The 20,416-nt window shown below is 51.6% G+C and carries 14 protein-coding genes; 6 read left to right on the top strand and 8 right to left on the bottom strand.

The genetic code is table 11. The annotated features are described in order from the left end of the window. Positions 1–513: 513 nt before the first annotated feature. Positions 514–735 carry a hypothetical protein gene (locus ACV7NC_RS07910; protein ID WP_458151983.1) on the top strand — a complete coding sequence of 74 codons (222 nt, stop codon included), beginning with the start codon at positions 514–516 and terminating at the stop codon, positions 733–735. Positions 736–840: 105 nt separating this feature from the next. Here the strand turns inward: ACV7NC_RS07910 and bamC are convergent, their stop codons facing one another. The 5 genes from bamC to ACV7NC_RS07885 form a co-directional block, all read right to left on the bottom strand. Next, positions 841–1,995 (bottom strand): outer membrane protein assembly factor BamC, encoded by a 1,155-nt coding sequence (gene bamC / locus ACV7NC_RS07905; RefSeq protein WP_458151982.1) that lies wholly within the window; start codon positions 1,993–1,995, stop codon positions 841–843. Between the two features lie 13 nt (positions 1,996–2,008). Then, positions 2,009–2,884 (bottom strand): 4-hydroxy-tetrahydrodipicolinate synthase, encoded by an 876-nt coding sequence (gene dapA / locus ACV7NC_RS07900; protein WP_458151981.1) that lies wholly within the window; start codon positions 2,882–2,884, stop codon positions 2,009–2,011. Between the two features lie 146 nt (positions 2,885–3,030). Beyond that, positions 3,031–5,613, bottom strand: coding sequence for an ATP-dependent chaperone ClpB (clpB, locus tag ACV7NC_RS07895; protein WP_458151980.1), 2,583 nt, complete (start codon positions 5,611–5,613; stop codon positions 3,031–3,033). A 66-nt stretch (positions 5,614–5,679) separates the two neighbouring features. Beyond that, the gene (locus ACV7NC_RS07890; protein ID WP_458151979.1) at positions 5,680–8,298 is read right to left on the bottom strand and encodes a putative bifunctional diguanylate cyclase/phosphodiesterase; all 2,619 of its coding nucleotides are present in this window, start codon (positions 8,296–8,298) and stop codon (positions 5,680–5,682) included. Between the two features lie 259 nt (positions 8,299–8,557). Continuing rightward, on the bottom strand, positions 8,558–10,051 hold the full coding sequence (locus tag ACV7NC_RS07885) for an FMN-binding glutamate synthase family protein (RefSeq protein WP_458151978.1): 1,494 nt from the start codon (positions 10,049–10,051) through the stop codon (positions 8,558–8,560). A gap of 167 nt (positions 10,052–10,218) precedes the next feature. On the opposite strand from ACV7NC_RS07885, the gene ACV7NC_RS07880 reads away from it, so the two are divergent. From ACV7NC_RS07880 to nadC, 5 genes are all read left to right on the top strand, one after another. Further along, the gene (locus ACV7NC_RS07880) at positions 10,219–11,868 is read left to right on the top strand and encodes an esterase/lipase family protein (protein ID WP_458151977.1); all 1,650 of its coding nucleotides are present in this window, start codon (positions 10,219–10,221) and stop codon (positions 11,866–11,868) included. A gap of 48 nt (positions 11,869–11,916) precedes the next feature. Further along, positions 11,917–12,936 carry an AAA family ATPase gene (locus ACV7NC_RS07875; RefSeq protein WP_458151976.1) on the top strand — a complete coding sequence of 340 codons (1,020 nt, stop codon included), beginning with the start codon at positions 11,917–11,919 and terminating at the stop codon, positions 12,934–12,936. A 6-nt stretch (positions 12,937–12,942) separates the two neighbouring features. Beyond that, positions 12,943–15,633 carry a formylglycine-generating enzyme family protein gene (locus ACV7NC_RS07870; protein WP_458151975.1) on the top strand — a complete coding sequence of 897 codons (2,691 nt, stop codon included), beginning with the start codon at positions 12,943–12,945 and terminating at the stop codon, positions 15,631–15,633. Between the two features lie 135 nt (positions 15,634–15,768). Continuing rightward, on the top strand, positions 15,769–16,563 hold the full coding sequence (locus ACV7NC_RS07865; RefSeq protein ID WP_458151974.1) for a formylglycine-generating enzyme family protein: 795 nt from the start codon (positions 15,769–15,771) through the stop codon (positions 16,561–16,563). 134 nt (positions 16,564–16,697) lie between these two features. Then, positions 16,698–17,543, top strand: coding sequence for a carboxylating nicotinate-nucleotide diphosphorylase (gene nadC / locus ACV7NC_RS07860; RefSeq protein ID WP_458151973.1), 846 nt, complete (start codon positions 16,698–16,700; stop codon positions 17,541–17,543). A gap of 35 nt (positions 17,544–17,578) precedes the next feature. Here nadC and ACV7NC_RS07855 read toward each other — a convergent pair whose 3' ends face one another. The 3 genes from ACV7NC_RS07855 to ACV7NC_RS07845 form a co-directional block, all read right to left on the bottom strand. Beyond that, positions 17,579–18,226, bottom strand: a complete 648-nt coding sequence (locus ACV7NC_RS07855) for a DUF2959 domain-containing protein (RefSeq protein ID WP_458151972.1) — start codon at positions 18,224–18,226, stop codon at positions 17,579–17,581. Between the two features lie 197 nt (positions 18,227–18,423). Further along, positions 18,424–19,395 carry a hypothetical protein gene (locus tag ACV7NC_RS07850; RefSeq protein ID WP_458151971.1) on the bottom strand — a complete coding sequence of 324 codons (972 nt, stop codon included), beginning with the start codon at positions 19,393–19,395 and terminating at the stop codon, positions 18,424–18,426. A 7-nt stretch (positions 19,396–19,402) separates the two neighbouring features. Beyond that, positions 19,403–20,392: a diacylglycerol/lipid kinase family protein gene (locus ACV7NC_RS07845; RefSeq protein ID WP_458151970.1), complete on the bottom strand. Its 990-nt coding sequence runs from the start codon at positions 20,390–20,392 to the stop codon at positions 19,403–19,405. Positions 20,393–20,416 lie beyond the last annotated feature (24 nt).

Below are 20,416 nucleotides of genomic sequence, written 5' to 3'. Positions count from 1 at the left end.
TTGCATTCGCGATTTTGACATTAAGTGCATGTGAGGGCAAAAAGAGTCTGGATGGTTATCCAATGGATAAACCGCCTCCGTCAGCTTATGCACCAAGAGATTCTGAGCCTGAAGAATTGAAATAAACAGGATGAACAGACTTGAAAGGTCCTAGGGTTTTTAAGGGCGTTCGGTGAAGTTCTGTTTAATAGTTTTTCCCTAAAAAGTCACAAATTCTCTCTTTAGAGCGTTTGTGACGATTTGATTGGTAGTTTAAGCCTGGATTGCTTAGTTGCTTTGATATCAATCAAAATCTTGAAATTCCATTTTTAACCAGAAGTGCAATCAGTTAAGAATGGTTTTGCATAAAAAAGGAAAGCATTAAATAGATAATACTTATCTTGGTGATGTAATCCTTGAGCGCAGTATTTTCCGAGGAACTTTCCCTTAAGCTTATGATTGGACTTGAGTGATTGTTAAAATTCGTTATATACTGCAAAACTCTTTTAAGAACTTTTATAAGGAAAATTTATAATGAAATATTCACTTCTGGCTGCTGCATTGTTTGCCTTGACATTATCTGCTTGTGGTGGTGCAAAAAATCAAGCATTACCTGAAACCGAAAAAGCAAATTATGAAAGAGCCCTTCGTGGCGAAGATGTCGATTGTCCTCATGGGATCGACGCCAATGGCAACTGCTTGAAAGAAGGAGCGGATCCTCGTCCATACGGTGGAACAAGCAAACCAGGGCACTAATTGATAGTCAATTAAATGGCTCATCACAAAAAAACCGCCTTCAAGGCGGTTTTTTTGTTTTCCAGCAACCCCGATTTTACTAAAGATAAAGCCTTGTAAGGTTATTTATTTAAGTTGCTCGTGCAATAACTTCAATATCCGGCTGGTTGTGACGGAATTTACCGCGGATCCGTCGTCATTCGACAGCGTGATCTTGCTTGAATTGGTTCCGGCATTGTGTACATAGATGCGATATTTTGCCGCTTTGGAATCATCTTTATCACCGCTTCTCCAAAACATAATATTTGAGAGAATCCCTTCATCGTCGCCTTTTTTCTTACTGTCTTTGTCCAGATTGACGAAGCGTACATAATAAATACCTTCTTCACGGTTGCGATCTTCAACGGTGAAACCGATGCGATCCAACGCTAAACCGACGCGCCGCCACGATCTGTCGAATGCTTCATAAACAAGCAGCGAAGTTTCGTCTTTGTCGATAAAAGCGCGCTCATAGGTGCTGCTTCTACCCGTCGTTAATTCCATTTTTGCTTTTTGTTCTTCCACGCCAAAACGCATCATCAAACGCGATAACATTTCCGCTTCCAGATCAGGATCCGCGGGGCGAGGCTGCCAGACTGACCGGTTTAGATTGCCCTCCAAAGTTTCGGTCATGCCACGATGACTGATATAAATTTCAGTATTGCCGTTTTCGTTGCGTTCGAGGCGGGTACGGAATTTATCTCGTTCAGCGGTTGAATATATGCTATCCAGAAAAGTGGAAATAAAAGTCCGGAGAAAATCCTGAGGAATTTTTGCGCGATTCTCAGCCCAATCGGTTTCCATAATGCCGGCCTCCGGGATTTCAATTTTGATTAAAAAACCCAATTCTTGCCAGAATTCCTTTACAACCGGCCACACCACCTCAGGGGATTGCGGGATGACCAGCCAGCGTTGCGTTCCGGATCGTTCGATATGAACATTTTGTACCGATGACGGTAATAAACCGGACATGCCGGTGTTTTGCTGTCCACCGCGTTCACTGCTATACGACGAGAAAGTAGTGCTGCCGGATGAACTCAGCTCCGGGATCGAATAGCGTTCGTCGATCGCCGGTTGTATGAGATCCGGCGGAATATCCAGCGCGGGTAATCGGCCGGCCGATTTATAATCAATCGTTTTTGTGTCCGGGAACAGGTCGATCGTTTTGCAACCTGTCTGGATTAATGAAAGCGTCAATACTGATGTAGTTACGATTACCTTGCGCCATTTCATTTTTGACATCTTATCCCTTTAATTATTGGATGCTGGCCGATTCCATAGCTTGACGAATAAGTTGATGGTATTTTTCGGATAAAGGCGTTAGAGGCAAACGGATTCCGTGGCCAATTAATCCCATTTGCGCAACGGCCCATTTCACCGGGATCGGATTTGCTTCGACAAACAGATCAATGTGCAAGCGTAACAGCTTGTTATTGATTTCACGTGCAGTGGTGAGATCGCCTGAAAAAGCCGCTACGCACATATCGTGCATGAGTCGCGGCGCAACATTGGCAGTTACTGAAATAACACCGGTCGCGCCCAATAACAGCAATGCCAAACCGCTGGCATCGTCGCCGCTGTATACCGCAAAATTTGCTGGGGCGCATTGCAGTAACTCCGTGCCTCGGCCAATATCGCCGGTTGCATCTTTAATCCCGATAATATTGGGAATCTGAGCCAAACGTAATGCGGTTTCATTCTGAATGTCGGCAACTGTCCGGCCGGGTACGTTGTATAAAATTTGTGGAATATCAACAGCCTCAGCGATGGCTTTAAAATGTTGATAGAGTCCTTCCTGGGTGGGTTTGTTGTAATAAGGGGCAACCGAGAGGCAAGCATCAATTCCCGCGTTTTTTGCATGAATCGATAAGTCAATGGCTTCACGTGTTGAATTGGCGCCAGTCCCCGCGATTACCGGTATGCGTCCTGCCACATGATCGACTGCTATCTGCATCAATAAATGATGTTCTTCAAAGTCAACAGTCGGTGATTCACCTGTGGTGCCAACCACAACCACGCCATCGGTACCCTGTTCAATGTGGAAATCAAGAAGGGAGCGGAAACGATCCAAGTCCAATCCACCTTCTTCATCCATGGGAGTGACGATAGCAACCAAGCTACCTTTAATCATGACGAACTTCCCAGTCAAAAAAACACATTTTACCCGAATCTGGTATTAATTAAGCAGTCTCACGAAATGCGCAGGCAAGCCAATGGCTTGCCTGTAACGTCGCTACAATTTGAATAATTATTCAACCTATTGAAAATAAATGCCTATTATGTTTTTTTGATAAAACTGATGGCATCATTTTTTAAATCAACCCAGATCGTGTCTTTTGCAACAAAATTACCTTCCAGAATCTCTTTAGCAAGCGGATTCTCGATTTGCGCCTGAATCGCCCGTTTGAGAGGACGCGCACCAAAGATCGGATCAAATCCGGTTTGTGAAATCGCCGATAACGCGGCGTCGCTAACCTCCAACTTCATTTCAAGTTTTGCCAATCTTGCTTCTAAACCGTGTAACTGTATTCTGGCAATTGATTGGATATGCTTTTGATCCAGCGAATGGAACACAACCACTTCATCGATCCGGTTAATGAATTCCGGGCGGAAGTAGGTTTTAACTTCGCCCATCACCGCATTCTTAACCGTTTGATACTCGCTGCCAGCCATTTCCTGAATCATCTGAGATCCCAGATTCGAAGTCATGACGATTACGGTATTCTTGAAATCCACCGTGCGCCCTTGGCCATCGGTCATGCGGCCATCGTCGAGCACTTGCAGCAATACGTTAAATACATCCGGATGGGCTTTCTCGACTTCATCGAGCAAAATGACCGCATACGGTTTTCTGCGGACGAGTTCGGTTAAATAACCGCCTTCTTCGTAACCGACATATCCTGGCGGTGCGCCGATCAGACGTGCGACGGAATGTTTCTCCATGAATTCGGACATGTCGACTCGGATCAAATGATCTTCGGAATCAAACAGAAACCCGGCGAGTGCTTTGCACAGCTCGGTTTTTCCGACACCGGTCGGGCCGAGAAACAAGAATGAACCGTAAGGCCGGTTAGGATCGGATAAACCGGCGCGTGACCGGCGGATCGCATCCGATACCAACCGGACTGCTTCGTCTTGACCGACCACCCGCTCGTGTAGTTTTTGTTCCATGAGCAACAGCTTTTCCCGTTCGCCTTGCATCATTTTGGATACCGGGATGCCGGTTGCTCGCGATACAACTTCGGCAATCTCCTCGGCGCCGACTTGCGTGCGCAGCAATTTGTTTTGTCCGCCTTCGGCTTCGTATTGCGCGGCTTCCTTTAATTTGGCTTCGAGCTGCGGCAACTTGCCGTACTGCAGTTCGGCAACTTTTTCTAGTTTGCCTTCGCGCTGGAATTTCATCACTTCCGCCTTCACACGGTCGATTTCTTCCTTGATACTGGCTGCACCTTGCGCAGCGCCTTTCTCGATTTTCCATACTTCTTCGAGATCGGCATATTCACGTTCCAGCTTCTGAATCTCGTCTTCGATCAACGCCAGGCGTTTTTGCGAAGCCTCGTCTTTTTCCTTTTTCACTGCTTCGCGCTCGATTTTGAGCTGGATCAGGCGGCGATCAAGCTTATCCATTACCTCAGGCTTGGAATCGATTTCCATCTTGATACGTGCGGCTGCTTCATCAATCAGATCGATGGCTTTGTCTGGCAGGAAACGGTCAGTAATGTAGCGGTGAGAAAGCTCTGCTGCTGCGACGATAGCCGGATCGGTGATTTCCACGCCGTGATGTAGCTCGTATTTTTCCTGCAAGCCGCGCAATATCGCGATGGTAGCTTCAACGGTCGGTTCTTCAACCAGCACCTTCTGGAATCGCCGTTCCAGCGCGGCATCCTTTTCAATATATTTGCGATACTCATCCAGTGTCGTGGCACCGATGCAATGCAATTCACCGCGTGCCAACGCCGGTTTCAACATGTTGCCGGCATCCATCGCGCCTTCCGCTTTTCCGGCACCCACCATGGTATGCAGCTCATCGATGAATACAATGGTTTTTCCTTCGTCTTGCGCAAGTTCCTTCAGCACAGTTTTGAGACGTTCTTCAAATTCACCTCGGTATTTTGCGCCCGCCAATAGCGCCGCCATATCGAGTACCAAAACACGTTTGTCTTTAAGGCTTTCGGGCACTTCACCATTGATAATGCGCTGTGCGAGTCCCTCAACAATGGCGGTTTTACCCACGCCCGGTTCACCGATCAGCACCGGATTATTTTTTGTGCGGCGTTGTAATACTTGAATGGCGCGCCGAATTTCATCGTCACGGCCGATAACCGGGTCCAGCTTACCTTGGCGCGCCCGGTCAGTCAGATCCAATGTATATTTTTTTAGCGCCTCGCGACTGCTTTCGGCTTCCGCGCTGCTGACCTGTTCTCCGCCGCGCACGGCATTAATCGCCTTTTCCAAAGCGGATGAACTGGCGCCGTGCTGTTTCAGCAGCGCACCGATGTCGCCTTTATCTTGTAATGCTGCCAACAGAAACATCTCGGATGCGATAAATTGATCGTTGCGTTTCTGCGCTTCTTTATCAGCCAAATTGAGCAAATTATTCAGAGTACGGGAAATAGTAATCTCGCCGCCGGAATGTTCCACCTTCGGCAAACGCTGGATGCTTTGCTTGATACTTTCCTGCAAAGGCGTTGTGTTGACACCGGAGCGCTGCAATAAAGACAAAGTGCTGCCATCTTCTTGCTGCAAGAGCGCCAGCAGCAGATGCTGAGGTTCTATGACCGGATTATCCTGGCCGATTGCAATACTCTGTGCATCAGCGAATGCTTGTTGGAATTTAGTCGTAAGCTTGTCAAAACGCATGAAATTCTCCCATCGTAGGTAATTGATGCCTACGTGGGGGAAAGCTGCGAAATTTCAAGTGGGAGATTACTTGACTGAGTGGATGGCGCGAATCTTGGTTTTTTGCAGAACCGGTTTGAGCATGCTTTCAATCTCGGGTGCCGGTACCGGTTTGCTGAAATAATAGCCTTGGTAATGATTACATTTTTGTTCGGTTAGGAAAGCCAACTGTTCTTCAATTTCGATTCCTTCCGCGATGACATCCAATTCCAAACTATGCGCCATTGCAATAATCGCAGCAACGATGGTTCGATCGTTTTTATCCGTAACAATGTCGCGTACAAAGGATCGGTCAATTTTAAGCGTGTGTATGGGGAATTTCTTCAAGTAACTGAGACTTGAATAACCGGTTCCAAAATCGTCAATGGAAATGTGTAGTCCCATTGCATGCAGGCGGCTCAACGTTTCGACTACTTTATCAATGTTATCAATCAGCATGCTTTCGGTAATTTCCAGCGAAATATATTTCGCGTCTACCTCTGTTTCCTTAAGAATTCGTGAGATATTGGTAATTAAATCTTTATCGCGGAATTGCCGGGCAGATAAATTAATAGCAATCCGTGGCACGTACAGTCCTTGGCTTTGCCATGCTTTGATTTGCAAACAGACTGTTTTCAATACCCATTCGCCGATGGGAATAATCAATCCTGTCTCTTCCGCCAGGTTGATAAATTTATCCGGCGATACCAACTGATGCACCGGATGCTTCCAACGCAACAATGCTTCGAGTCCGTAGAGTTGATGATTGGGCATATCCATCACGGGCTGGTAATGCAGTAACAGCTCGTTCCGTTCCATCGCGTATCGCAGATCCAGACTTAAGGTGTGTCTTTCGTACGCGGATTTGTTAAGCTCATCGGTGAAGAACTGGTAATTATTCCGGCCATTTTCCTTGGCATGGTACATGGCGACATCACTGTTTCTCAGCAACGTTTCAGCGGTTCCGCCATCGTTAGGAAATACCGCAATGCCGATGCTGCCGCCGATGTGAAGCTCGTTTCCATGAATATAAAAAGGCTGCAACAAAGAATCCAGAATTTTTTGTGCAACCTTTGCGGCATCGAGTGATTCGGCAATGGAATTGAGCACGACAATAAATTCGTCACCACCCTGACGAGCTACTGTGTCTTCGGTACGGACACAAAATTTTAAGCGATTGGCGACAGCTTTTAGTAATAAATCCCCGATATCGTGCCCGAGCGAGTCATTAATCGTTTTGAAATGATCCAAGTCGATAAAAAGCACTGCCATCTGCCGTTGCCGTCGGGTATCATGAACCAAGGCCTGTTCAACCCGATCCTGCAACAAATGGCGATTCGGCAAACCGGTCAATGCATCGTGCGTCGCCATTTCAACAATGCGTTTCTCGGCTTCCTTACGTTCATACCATCTACCCAGATCGTGAGCGATGGTTCCGATCAGGTTTTGCTGATAAACCAATCCATGCGGCGCGCCGTGGGCGAATGCCATTTGCAGTGATCCACACTGTTGGCCGTTTGCGATTACTGCGGCTTCGATACAGTCGGGCAAATGATCCTGATATCCCGGGGTGGTAATCTGATTGTTTTCGAGATTGATTTTGGCGACGACCGTTTCCTGGTTTTCAAAAGCTGACAACAAGAAACTTAAAATATTTTTGCAGGTCTCTTCGATGCTCTGATCTTGTGCCAAACAATTTCTAATTTTCTGCAGGCAAATATTTTCCTTTAACCGCTCGTTCAAGTAAGACTCTTTCTGTTTAATTGATCGTTGGATGAAAGGCAAAGTCAACCAGTGAATTGCTGCGATTCCAAACAATAAAATCAAAGCCAGAAAGGTAACAATGATTTTAACTTGATGTGTGAGATAGCTATTGAGCTCATCTTTATCTATTTTCAGAACAGCGCCAAGTCCGTAGGCGACGGGTGAGTGCGCCGCGACCACATCGACTTGCCGGTAATCCTTGACAAATTTCGTACCCGTTTCACCGTTCAGTGCAAAATGGATCGGTAACGGCTTATTGTTCATAATGCGCTGTATCCGCTTAAATTGATTGCCGTCAAAAGCGCGGATAAAACAATCCATCTCGAGTTTATTGTTTGCTACTGGCGCGCACAGTAAAAAATCGCCGGTTTCGCCAATCAGAGGCGCTTCCGTAAAGATTCGCGTGAGATCCGGTAATGATTCTTCCGTGGTAATGCGGCCGATTAATTGGCGGTCTTGGTTAAACAGCCGGATCGAATTTTGTAATACAAAGCCTTGATTCCAAAACAATAGGGTGTGAGCATCGGGATGGGCGTTTAACTCCACAGGAAGCGTGGCTCGCTGCGCGACATTACCATCCGTTATCACCAAGTTATCGTTAGCATCGTAAATGCTGATGCTTGAGAAATGCGTTGTAAGGATTTTTTCCGCAGATTCGCGTAATCCAGCAATGCCTTCGGATCTAGATTCCTCCGAATAAACTTTTTCCAGACTTTGTGTTAAAAAAATGCGCGTGGATGTGGCTCGGGTATTTGCTACCGAATGCGTGATCTGATTTTCGATCAGTTTTACGGTGTTTTCTAGCGTGGCTTTGAGACCGGTAGCCGTCATGGATTCGATCTGCCGTTGCATGACGGTGTAAACCGACAGGCCCGTCAGAATAATCAATGTTGTCAGTGTCAAGCCACTTATTACAATTGTTTTGGTGTTGCCCTGATTGCTGAAGAAACGAAGCATTGCTTGTGGTTGCCTGTTGTATGAAGTTTTGGAATCGATTCAAAGGCATGTATTATCGGTTATTCTATACAATACTTAAGTATGCATTTGGATGGTTTTTTCCGCTCAATTCTTGGAATGCAGTATTTCAGCGGGGCGGGGCGATGATTGTGGTTTTAAATATCGACAGGGTGGTCGCGAGGTTTATTGCTGGTAACTTGCCCGGTTAATCCGGAATTTTTTTCTTCGCGGCTTCGGGGTAGGGATACAAGATATTCAGCGCCGCGCTTTTACCGGCGGTTTCAACGATGCGCACGTGCTCGCGCCGGAATTCTCGCGCATGGCGAAGCCCGCACGAATGCGCGATCATGTTGATTTCCTTGTTAACATTCCGGGCATAGTTGGCGACGCGCAGGTATTTTTCTTCCACCACCAGCCCGTTTTGCAGCCGTTCATCGTGCGTGGTGATACCGGTGGGGCAGGTATTCAAATGGCAACGCATCGCCTGGATGCAACCGAGTGAGAACATGAAACCCCGGGCGGTGTTGACAAAATCGGCACCGGTGCACAATGCCCAAGCGCCTTCCGCCGATGTCACCAGCTTACCGGCCGCAATAACGATAATGCGTTTTTTCAAATCCGCCTGCAGCAATGCATCGACTACCCGCGGTAACGCCTCGGCAATCGGCAAACTGACATGATCCATCAAAGTTTGCGGCGCCGCGCCGCTGCCGCCTTCGCCGCCGTCGATGGTGAGAAAATCCGGCGCGTATTCCAATCCGCGGCGGTTGATACTGTCGCACAATTCGTTGATGAAATTCCAACCCCCGATCGCGGTTTTAACGCCGACCGGGCGGCCGGTCAATTCGCGGATATAATGGATTTTGTCGAGCAACTCGTCGATGTTGTTGATGTCCTTGTGGCGGTTCGGGCTGATCGAATCCTGATGCACCGGAATGCCGCGAATGGCGGCGATCTCCTCGTGTACCTTACCGGCGGGCAGCAAACCGCCCTTGCCGGGTTTCGCGCCTTGCGACAACTTGATTTCAAACGCCTTGACCACCTTGCTCAATTCTTTCGCGCGTTGCGGCGAGAAATTGCCTTGATCATCGCGGATGCCGTATTTGGCGGTACCGATTTGCATGATCACATCGCAATCACCCTCCAGATGATACGGCGACAATCCGCCTTCGCCGGTATTGAACCAGCAACCCGCCTGCGCCGCGCCGAGCGACAGTGCCCGCACCGCCGGTTTTGAAATTGCTCCGTAACTCATGCCGCTGATATTGATGATGGATTTGGCTTCAAATGGATGCTCGCAATAACCCTCGCCGATCCGCAGCGACGGCGTCGGCAACTGATCTTCTTCCTGAATCGGGAAAGCAGCATTGACGAAAATGATCGAGCCCGGCTGGCGCAAATCGTTGGTCGAACCGAAACCGACCAGACTGCCTTTATTTTTGGAATTTTTGTAGATCCAACCGCGGGTGGCGCGGTTGAACGGCATTTCGTCGCGGTCATTGGCGAAAAAATACTGCCGGAAATACTTGCCCTGGATCTCGAAAAAATAACGCAGCCGCCCGATCACCGGATAATTGCGCAGAATCGAATGTTTTTTTTGCGTGATATCCTGGATGAACCAGACAACGATCAACCCGACGATGGCCACACCCAATATCGTGGCAACACTGAAAAAAATCAGATCGGCTATACCAGACATACCGCTTTCTCCTGTAACACCGAGTAATCGTTAGCTCATGTGACCAGTTTACTATAAAAAAACTAAGTGATTCCATCGAGGCTAAAGCTAGTTTTTGTGGGAGGGTACAATTAGCCTTTAAACTTGTACTAAAATGAATTGAAAATTAACCCAATAGAGTAACTGCCATGCAGGGTAAATGGATACGAAAAATCAATGATTCCAACTTATCGGTTATTTTTGTACACGGATTTTTGTCGAATGGCAGAGATTGTTGGAAGAATGAACAAACGGGTGCCTACTGGCCGCAATTATTGCAGGATCAATTGAGTGGCGAAGCTGTTGGCATTTATGTTTATACCTACCAAACTGATTTTTTCAGTGGTACATACAGCCTGAGCGACGTGGTAGACGACCTTAAAGAGCGATTGAAGCTCGATGGCGTGTTAGCGAGCCGGAATCTGCTGTTTGTTTGTCATAGCATGGGCGGTATCGTTGTTCGAAAGTATTTGGTGTCGCGCCAGCAGGAGCTCAACGGTGTTACTGTAGGCCTGTATTTGGTTGCTTCACCGTCATTGGGTTCAGAGTATGCAAGCTGGTTGAACCCGCTTGCAACACTGATGAATCATAACCAAGCCGATGTTCTTCGCTTCAGCCAGAATAATCAGTGGCTGAACGATCTCAATAAAGAATTTAAGAACCTGATCGGTGCCAAAAGAATTGATATCCAAGGGAAAGAAATCGTCGAAGACAAATTTGTCACTTTGAAAAAGTTCGGATGGTTTTCGCAAGTCGTTCCACCGGTTTCCGGTGCGGTTTATTTTCCGGAGCCTTATAAGCTGCCTGGCTCCGATCATTTCACAATTGCTAAGCCTGAAGATGCTAATGCCATGCAGCATCGGTTACTGATCGCTTTTATCAAACAGCACTTCCATCAAAATATTTCAGTTCCCGTTGCGCCTCATATTTCAACGGTCACGCCAACGAATCCATCTAAAACACAGACAGCCTCGCCGTCCTTGCAACCTTGGCAAATTAAACTGAAACAAAAATTAATCGAACAATTCCAACGCAGCGAATTAAAAACCGTTATCGAAAGCTTTTTTGACAACCTCATCAAGGATGAACCGCATTTGCTGCGTGATGATGAAGCGATTGCAGACTATCTGGTAGCCGGTTCAGGAGATCGCCATCTGCACGTGGCGAAATTTCTATCCGCACTGAGTCGTGCCAGGAAGGGTTCGGCAATCAATGAGTTGGCCAGTGAGGAATTATTCAGCTATTTGTTGCAAATCGTTGTACGAAAAAACCGTGAAATTGATGATCAAGGATTAACTCGTGTGCCAGTGGAAAGTATCGAAGCACTCAAGCTTATTGGTGCCAGCAGAACAACCACCAGATTCACCCCGGGGCAAATGGATCATGTCAATGGGCAGAAGGATCCTTTTTCCCGGAATATCGGTCATTATTTCCCCGAATCGGGTGAGCTGAACGAAATTGCGGTATGCAATCATATCGCCAAAGATTTATTGATGTCGTTAGGCTATTCGGGAAAGTTGGATGAATCGGAAGATTTGATGGAACGCTTATCCGGCGAACTGATGGGATACATCGATGAGCCTGGAAATTCACCGGTACAATTGCTGTATTTATCGCAAACAGCGGAACACAATCCATTGCATATTCGCTCCATAGCGGATACTTTCCGTGAGAAACTGAATAACTTGATATGGATTTACATTTATGGCGGGAATGATCCAGACGCGTGGCTTCATGTTAAAGAATCGAATTTGGAAGGATTAATACATCGTTTTGGTCGTGACAAATCAGGATCATAGTAAGTATTTTCTCAAGCTATCTTTTTTTATTAATTATTTTTTCAACCCATGATCACCGAACAAACCCAACACCCCGTAGCTAAACAATTTTATTTACCCGCAGTTGGCACTTGGCAGGAATCCTGGTATTGGCTCGACGGCAAGTCGCAAGACGCGATCGATCTGGCGGTTGCGAGCGGCAGGCCGTTGCTGGTACGGGGTTTGCCCGGCACCGGTAAAAGCGACTTGGCGCGTGCGGCTGCCGAGTATCTGGGCCGAGCATTTGTCTACGAAGTGATTACCGCGCGCACCGAACCGCAGGATTTACAGTGGCGTTTCGATGCGATTGCGCGGCTGGCCGATGCGCAGGCGCGTGAAAGCAACGCCGGTTCGGTTCAGCCGTTGGATTATGTTAGTCCTGGCCCGCTATGGTGGGCGTTGAACTGGGGCGATGCCGAGACTTTCTTAAAGGCGCATCCGAAAGCCGCGACGCAGCGGCCAAGTCAATCGCTGATGCCGCTAAACGGTGAAGTCCAACAAAGCGAACGGGCCGCACAGCGTGGTGCGGTATTGTTGCTTGACGAAATCGACAAAGCCGACAGCGAATTGCCCAACAGTTTGCTGGAAGTGCTGGCCAACACCGGTTTCCGCTTGCCGTGGGGCGGGCACGAAGTCAATGCCGCGACCGTGACCAGGCCGTTGATCATCATCACCACCAACGAAGACCGCGAGTTGCCGCCCGCATTCGTGCGCCGCTGTCTGGTATTGAATATCGAACCGGATAGCGATTTTGCCGCCTGGATCAAGCAGCGTGCGCGCGTGCATTTCCGCGATCCGCAACGCGATCCGCACGACCGGCGGCCGGCGCTGACGCAATCGATTCTCGACGAAGCGGCGGCCAAGCTGCTCGAGGAACGGGGAAGAAACTCCGGCGATGGCCCGCAACCCGGCTTGGCGGAGTATCTGGATCTGCTGCGCGGGCTGGAGCGCTTGGCGCCGGACAATCCGGCAAAACAAGCCGAGTGGTTGGAGCGCGTGTATGCGTTCGCCTATCACAAGCAGCCCAGCAGTCCGGGGAGTGCGCTCTAGGCGGCCGTGACATCCATCCAAACGCAACTCAAAGGCGCGCGCAGCCGGGCGGATTTGCTCATCGCACTGGCTCTGGCCGGAGACGATGCGATGAGACAAGCTGCCTACGCAACCCTATTGGGATTTGTACCAAAGCCGCTTGACGAAACAACCGCAAGTAAACCTCAAGATGATTCCAGCACGGTATCCCAGCCGCTCTCCGGCGTATCCACGCCGCCAACAACACAGCAGCAATTACTATTTGCACCGTATCGTTTGACCGCGATCGCCAACACCGAAACTCTGGAAAACGAACGGCAATCCCCGGAAACGCCGCCCCCCGGCGTGCTCGACATGCGGGACATGCATCCTTGGGACGCCAGTTATTCCGTGCCGCAAGCAAAGCCCATCGTGCCATGGACGCGCTTGTGGCCGCGTTTGCGCCAGGCGGTGGCGGCAACACGCGGCGCGGCGTTGGATGTGCCGCAACTGGTGCAACAGATCAGTCAAGGCCGTGTCATGCATCGTTTGCCGCGCAAACAACGGTTGAGCTGGCCCGATCCGTTGCCGGTGGTCGCGGATTTTTCCGATCGGTTGACGCCGTATTGGCAGGATTGGCTGTGGTTGCAACGGCAATTGCACAGCCGTTTGCGCCGCAATGTGCAGTGTTACCGCCTGCGCGGCATACCGCAGCAGCCGCTGCAACGCTTGCGCACGAACCGGCCGGAGGCGCGATCGATTCCCTGGCCGCAATTAAATCCGGGCAGCACTTTGTTGATCGTCAGCGACCTGGGCATGACCGCCCCTGCGCATTCTTGGCCGCGGCAGTGCTGGCAAGCGAAGCTCACCGGATTGAAACGCCGCGGCGTGCGCACGATTGTGTTATCACCCGCTTCGTTGCGCCACTTGCAACCGCAATTGACTCATCTGGCCGATTACGTGCGGCTAAGCCCGGATAGCTGCTTACGGCCGCTGCGCCGGGCGCTTGCGCGCACTGTTTCATCTGATCAACCAGCCGCTTTGTCCGCGCCTGCGGCGGCGCTATTGACGCTGATGTCCTGCGCCACGCGCGTGGAACCGGCGCTGTTGCGCGAATTGCGTAGTTTGCTGCCCGATGGGCGCGGCGATGCCGGTATCGAAGGCGAAGTCTGGTGCCACCACGAACTGGATACCGCCGCGACGGCTTGTGCGATTGCGCCGTGGGCAGCGCCGGGCTGGCAGGAAAAATTCAAACAACTGCCGCCGCTGTTGCAACAACGCACGCTGGAATGTCTGCGTGACTGGCACGCGCGCTTGCCGCAAGCGATCCATCATGAAGAAACGCTGTTATGGCAGCATTTGACCACGGCTACCTTATCCGCCGAAGAACGAGTAAAAGCCGATACTGCGCGGCAGTTCTTCAACAAGCTGGCCAATACCTTGCAAGCACCGCCCGAATCCACATCGCTGTCGCGGATGCGCATGGCGCAACTCGCCGAGCGCCATATCCGCTGGGTAGCGCCGATGATCGGGTCAGATGAAAACTATCTGCACCGGTTGTCGGTCGCGGTTGTACAAGCCGAACCGGCGCGTGCGCGCAAAGGTTTGCCCGCCGGGATCGATCCGGTTGAATGGATGAAACAATTGCCTTCGAAGGCCAAACAGCGCATGGATCTGGTGCAAGACGCGCACTATGCATTGCAACTGCAATCGGCCGGTGCGCCGTTGCCGAATGGAGCAACCCGTTTGGCGACATTCGATGTCGACCGCGATACTTTGTTGTGGGCCGCGCAAGAAAACGGGCGGCGGCCGGTTTATTTCCCGTGGCACTGGCAGGCCGCTAAATCCCTTGAATCTACCGTGCCGAGCCTTCCGCAGGCACTGGTTATGCGCAACGAAACCGGCGCCAGGCTGGTGTATCCGGCTTTGATCGTGCATACCAGCCAACAACGCATGCAGTTTGACCGCTTTATTCCACCCGCTTGGGCAGCAGCGTGGGGGCAAGATGCCTTTGGTTTTTTTGCGGATCTGCTAGTCCACGACATCCGGCAACGCTTTCGCTGGATCGCGCCCGGCAGTTTCCTGATGGGTTCGCCGGAAAATGAAACGCAAAGATACTCTGACGAAACCCAGCATCCGGTCACGCTGACACAAGGTTTCTGGCTGGCCGATACGGCGTGCACGCAAGCGCTGTGGCAAGCGGTGATGGATGACAATCCCAGCCATTTCAAAGGCGATCCGGGTTTGCCGGTGGAAAGAGTCAGTTGGCTGGACGTGCAACAGTTTATCGAGCGTTTGAATGCGTTGTTTCCGGGTTTGCAGGCGCGCTTGCCGAGCGAAGCGCAATGGGAATACGCCTGTCGCGCGGGCACGCAGACGGCGTTTGCGTTCGGCGACAATATCACGCCCGAGCAAGTCAATTATGACGGCAATTATCCCTATGCGGGCGGCAGCAAGGGTTTGTTCCGGGAAAAAACCGTGCCGGTCAAATCGTTGTCGGCGAATCCGTGGGGGCTGTACGAAATGCACGGCAATGTGTGGGAATGGTGCACGGATTGGTTTGGTGATTATCCTAGGCAAGCGGTTATTGATCCAGTTGGTCCTGGTGATGGCGAGCACCGCGTGGTGCGTGGCGGCTCCTGGATCAGCCGCGCGAGGTACGCGCGTTCTGCTTACCGCGGTAGGTACGTGCCGGACGACCGTTACAGCCGCATTGGCTTCCGCCTGGCCCCAGGTTGAAAGAACAGCAAGCAAGTGAAACGGCCGGAGGCCGTTGATTCCGGAATAGTCTTTGGCCGGACAGTCGAGACGGAGCGAGCAAAGTAGGCTGGATAAGCGTAGCGCCATCCGGCAAAATTTCCGTACAATAGCATCATGGATAACAATAGATTTCCTCCCGCTTTTCCCGAGCCCTGGGCCAGCGAATGGGGGCAAGACCGTTTCGGATTGTATATGGACTTGAACTATCAAGGCGTGTGTCAGCGCTTCCGCTGGATTCTGCCTTGCAATTTCCTGATGGGATCGCCGGAAAATGAAGTGGAAAGAAGCGCTGACGAGATACTTCATCCAGTTACTTTGACGCGGGGTTTCTGGCTGGCCGATACGACCTGTACGCAAGCGTTGTGGCAAGCGGTGATGAATGAAAATCCCAGTGAATTCATCGGAGACCTGGGGTTGCCGGTGGAAAGTGTCAATTGGCTGGACGTGCAGCAGTTCATCGAACGTTTGAATACGTTGTTTCCCGATTTGCAAGTGCATTTTCCGACAGAAGCGCAATGGGAATACGCCTGCCGCGCGGGCACGCAAACGCCGTTTTCGTTCGGCGACGACATCACGCCTAAGCAAGTGAATTACGACGGTAATTATCCCTACGTCGGTGGCGGTAATGGTTTGTTCCGGGGAAAAACCGTGCCGGTCAAGTCGTTGCCGCCGAACGCGTGGGGGTTGTACGAGATGCACGGCAATGTGTGGGAATGGTGCGCGGATTGGTACGGCGATTATCCGCGAGAAGCGGTGATTGATCCGATCGGCCCCGGTCAGGGGGATCGACGCGTGGTGCGTGGAGGCTCTTGGTACTTCCATGCAAGTTACACACGTTCTGCTTGCCGCTACGGGCTAGAGCCAGAATTTCGCGCCTACTCCCTTGGTTTTCGTTTGGTCTCAGGTTAAAAGCGACCGGAGATCATCGATGCGGGATAGCCTTTGGCCGGACAGTCGAGACGGAGCGAGACAGTCAGGCCAAAGGCTGTTGGGATTGTGCGCAATGCAGAAAATGAAAACAAAAACCATAAAGACAACTACCCATGAAAGATTTACACGATGAAATTCACACCAACGTGCAACGCGCATTGCAAGAGGATATCGGCAGCGGTGATCTGACGGCGTCGCTGATTCCGGATGACAGAGCCCTGCAGGCCGCTGTGATCAGCCGGGAAGCTGCGGTGGTATGCGGCACGCAGTGGTTTGAGACGTGCTTCCGTTCTCTCGATCCGGCAAGTGTGGTTGAGTGGTTTGCCAAGGATGGCGATGGGGTGCAGGCCGGGCAGGAATTGTGCAAGATCCGCGGCAATGCTCGTGCGCTGTTGACGGCGGAGCGTTCGGCGTTGAATTTTCTGCAACTGCTATCCGCTGTGGCGACGCAAACGCGGCGGTATGTCGATGCCATCGCTGGAACCGGCGCGGTGATCGTCGATACCCGGAAAACGCTGCCGGGATTGCGGCTGGCGCAGAAATATGCGGTCACGTGTGGCGGCGGTGTGAATCATCGCATCGGCTTGTACGACGGAGTTCTGATCAAGGAAAACCACATCATCGCCGCCGGCGGCATTCAACCGGCGTTAATGAAAGCGATGGCCATTGCGCCACCGGATGTGTTTGTGCAGATCGAAGTGGAAAACATACAGGAATTGCGCGAAGCGCTGGCCGCCGGTGCGCGCATGGTGTTGCTGGATAACTTCACAACCGCGCAATTAAGCGAAGCTGTCGCATTCACCCGCCAACAGGCCGGCGCAGCGGTGATTCTCGAAGCCTCCGGCAACATCACCCTGGAAAACGTGCGGCAAGTCGCGGAAACCGGTGTCGACCGGATTTCGATCGGCAGTCTGACCAAGAATATCCAAGCGGTGGATTTGTCGATGCGGTTTATGTGAAGCGCGCGCCGGGAACGGGCACGCGCGTTACGGGATTACTTGCTGTCCATCGTGTTGATGAATGCATTGGCTTCGTTGATCGAACGTTCCATCGAAGCGATCAGTGCCGAGACGTCGGATTTGATGTTGCCGAGTTCGCCTTTGAGCGATGCGATGGCGCGGGCGTTGAGGTTGTGCTTGAGGTACATGACTTGATCGTTGAACACCGTCAGAATCGGCTGGATTTTGCTTTCCGCCTGCTTCATCGACGAGATGAGCTGATGGTAATGCGCTTGCGTGGCTTCGAGCTTGCGCTGGCTGTTTTGCCGCATGGAGGCGTTGCTGTATTGCGTGATTTCCTGTTTCCACTCGGTGAATAAGGCTTCCGATACGCTTTCGATATCGGCGATGCGACTGCGAACTTCTTCGGCTTTGCCGAGGCTGGCTTCATACGCGTCGTTCAGCCGTTTGTACGTCGCTTCCAAATCACCGCCCTGGAAATTGGTGGCGGCGGTGAATTGTTCCAATGCCGATTTGAATTGTTCCTTGGTTTCCTGCTGGGTGTCGCGGGCTTTTTCAACGCGGTACACCATCACATCGCGCTTCGGGATGCCGACTTTTTCCAGTCCTTCGAGGTACATCGTGGTGCAGGCGGTGAGCAGCAGGATTAATACCAGCATGAGTAGACGGATTGATGGGTTCATAGACTGTTCTCCAATTAAAGTTTTGTGGATAGTTTAATGCATGATAACCGTTAGGGAAACGCTGATTAATTGACTGCACGAGCGAATCACTTCGTTACGCGGTACTCGCATCCTCGCCTATCATGTTGATATGTCTCGGTTGCTGCGTTCCGTGCGCCTCGTGCTTCATCTCATTCGTTGAATTAATCAGTGTTTCCTTAGCGTAACACGCCGCGGCGTATGAGTCGGCCGGCGACTTTCAAACCCCACAGGATCGGATGGCGGCGCAGCAGCGGCGTGACTTCGACGCGCACGCCGGTGTGGCGTTCGATTTTCCAGGCGGCGTAGTCGACGCTGTTGGCGAAGGTCAAGGTGGCTTTCGCCAGGCGCAGGATCGACAGAACCCGGCCTTGCCAGCGGCGCAATCGCCAGCGCCCTAACGCTTGTCGTTGCGTTTTCGGATCGGTCAGGCAACGGTAGCAATCGTCTGCTTGTTTCTCCAGCATGTCAGCCAGTAACGGGTGAGCGGCCGCAGTGAAACGGGTGAATGCGGCCAAGTTGGCATTCGCCAGATGATTGGCGCGGCCCGCTTTCTCGGCGCGCAGCTCGGCGGCGTAAGTCAGTAACAAGCAACGAGTCCATAATTGCTCGACACTGTAACTACCGGCTTCAAGCGTCGCTACCCCGGATCGCAAAAAGGTCAGCACCGAGTGCGCCATTGCCGCATACAGCCGCTGGCGGACGGCGTTGTCTCGCGCAAACAGCAGCCGCGACGGCTGCGCGAAGCGCGCCCAGATATACGAATGGAACCACCCGCGCGCGCCAGCTTCAAAATCGCCGGTGGAAATCACTGCGTACTTGGCGCGCAGGGTTTTTCCCTGATGCGGCACTTCCAGATAAAACACATTCGGCGGCAGCCAGGCGTTGAAAAGGGCTAAATGCCGTTCGGGATAGGCTTTGCGGTAGTCGTCGACAATCACGTACAGATCGACGATACCTTCGTCCAGACTGATCGCGGAATGCAAGCAGGAACCGTACAGCACGACGGCATCGAGTGAATCGCCAAAACGCTGAACCAGCGCATCGACCAGCGGCGAAAAATCTGGCGAGACCGGTTGAACGCTTTCTGCCGCAACGGTATCGAGCAACCCGGCGGGCAATGGTTCATGGGTGGCAGGCGCTAGAGTCATGAGGTTCCTATAACACCAGAAATGTAACCGGTTCGGTGGCGGCGATGGTGATCGGCGATTGCGGCTCTGAACGGTACAATTCGCCGTCGACGATGTATTCGTCGTCCATTTCGATCGTCATGCGGGCGGTATTATGACTGTAATAACCCTCTTGTTCCTGCAGCACCTGTCCTCCACCGGATAACAGCGGCCACAGCGAGCGCCACAAGCGCTTGTGCCTTTGATCGACCAAGGTGACGTGCAGCGGCTCCGGTTCTTTGCCCCAGTACGGGCGGATGTTGAGTAACAGGCAATGCAATGCGCTGACCAGGGCGAACAGGTAAGTGCCGCGATGCATCCGGCCGTTGGCTTCGGTCAAGGTCATGGTGACCGGTGACCAGGCGCTTTGCTGATGGCCGAACAACATGCCGAACAATGAGCGCAGCATGATCAATGCGGTGAAAATACCGCCGGTGATGCCGATTTGCTTGACCGGGCTGCGCGAGAATTTAACGCCGCGCGCAATCAGGCCGACTGCGAAGAACATGCCGTAAATCGCCGGAATGCCTGGTTGTTCGATCCGCAGTACCGGGCGTTGCACCAATCGAGGCTCCGCGGGTTGGCGCAGATAATCATGCAAGCGCTGAATGATTTGTTCGGGCTTGCCTTGCATGCCTAAGTCCAGCGGCGTCATGTTGGTGGTGCCTCCGGGCACGATCATTATGAGCGGCCAGTCGGCGGGCGCGCGGGCCGCGAACAAATGACCGAAAATTGCGTGCGTAGTGCCATCGCCGGCGACGATCACGAGCAGATCGATGTCCGCTTGCAGCAATTGCGCAATGGCGGTTTCGAAAGAAGCGGCATCCTGGGCTTCGCACACCATCAAATCGGGTATTGCATGCAGGTCTTGTCGGATCTCGGTCGCGCGCTTGCGCACTTGACCGCCCATCGGATTGAGCAGGCATCCGGCTTTGGCCGTCCCGGCTTTGAGCCGTTCGATGCGCATGGTCAGCGTCATGAGATTCGTTCAGCGGTTATCAAA

It is taken from the genome of Nitrosomonas limosa, assembly GCF_054188085.1.
Note: the sequence above shows the minus strand (reverse complement) of the source record. Positions and strands in the feature narration are given on the sequence as shown.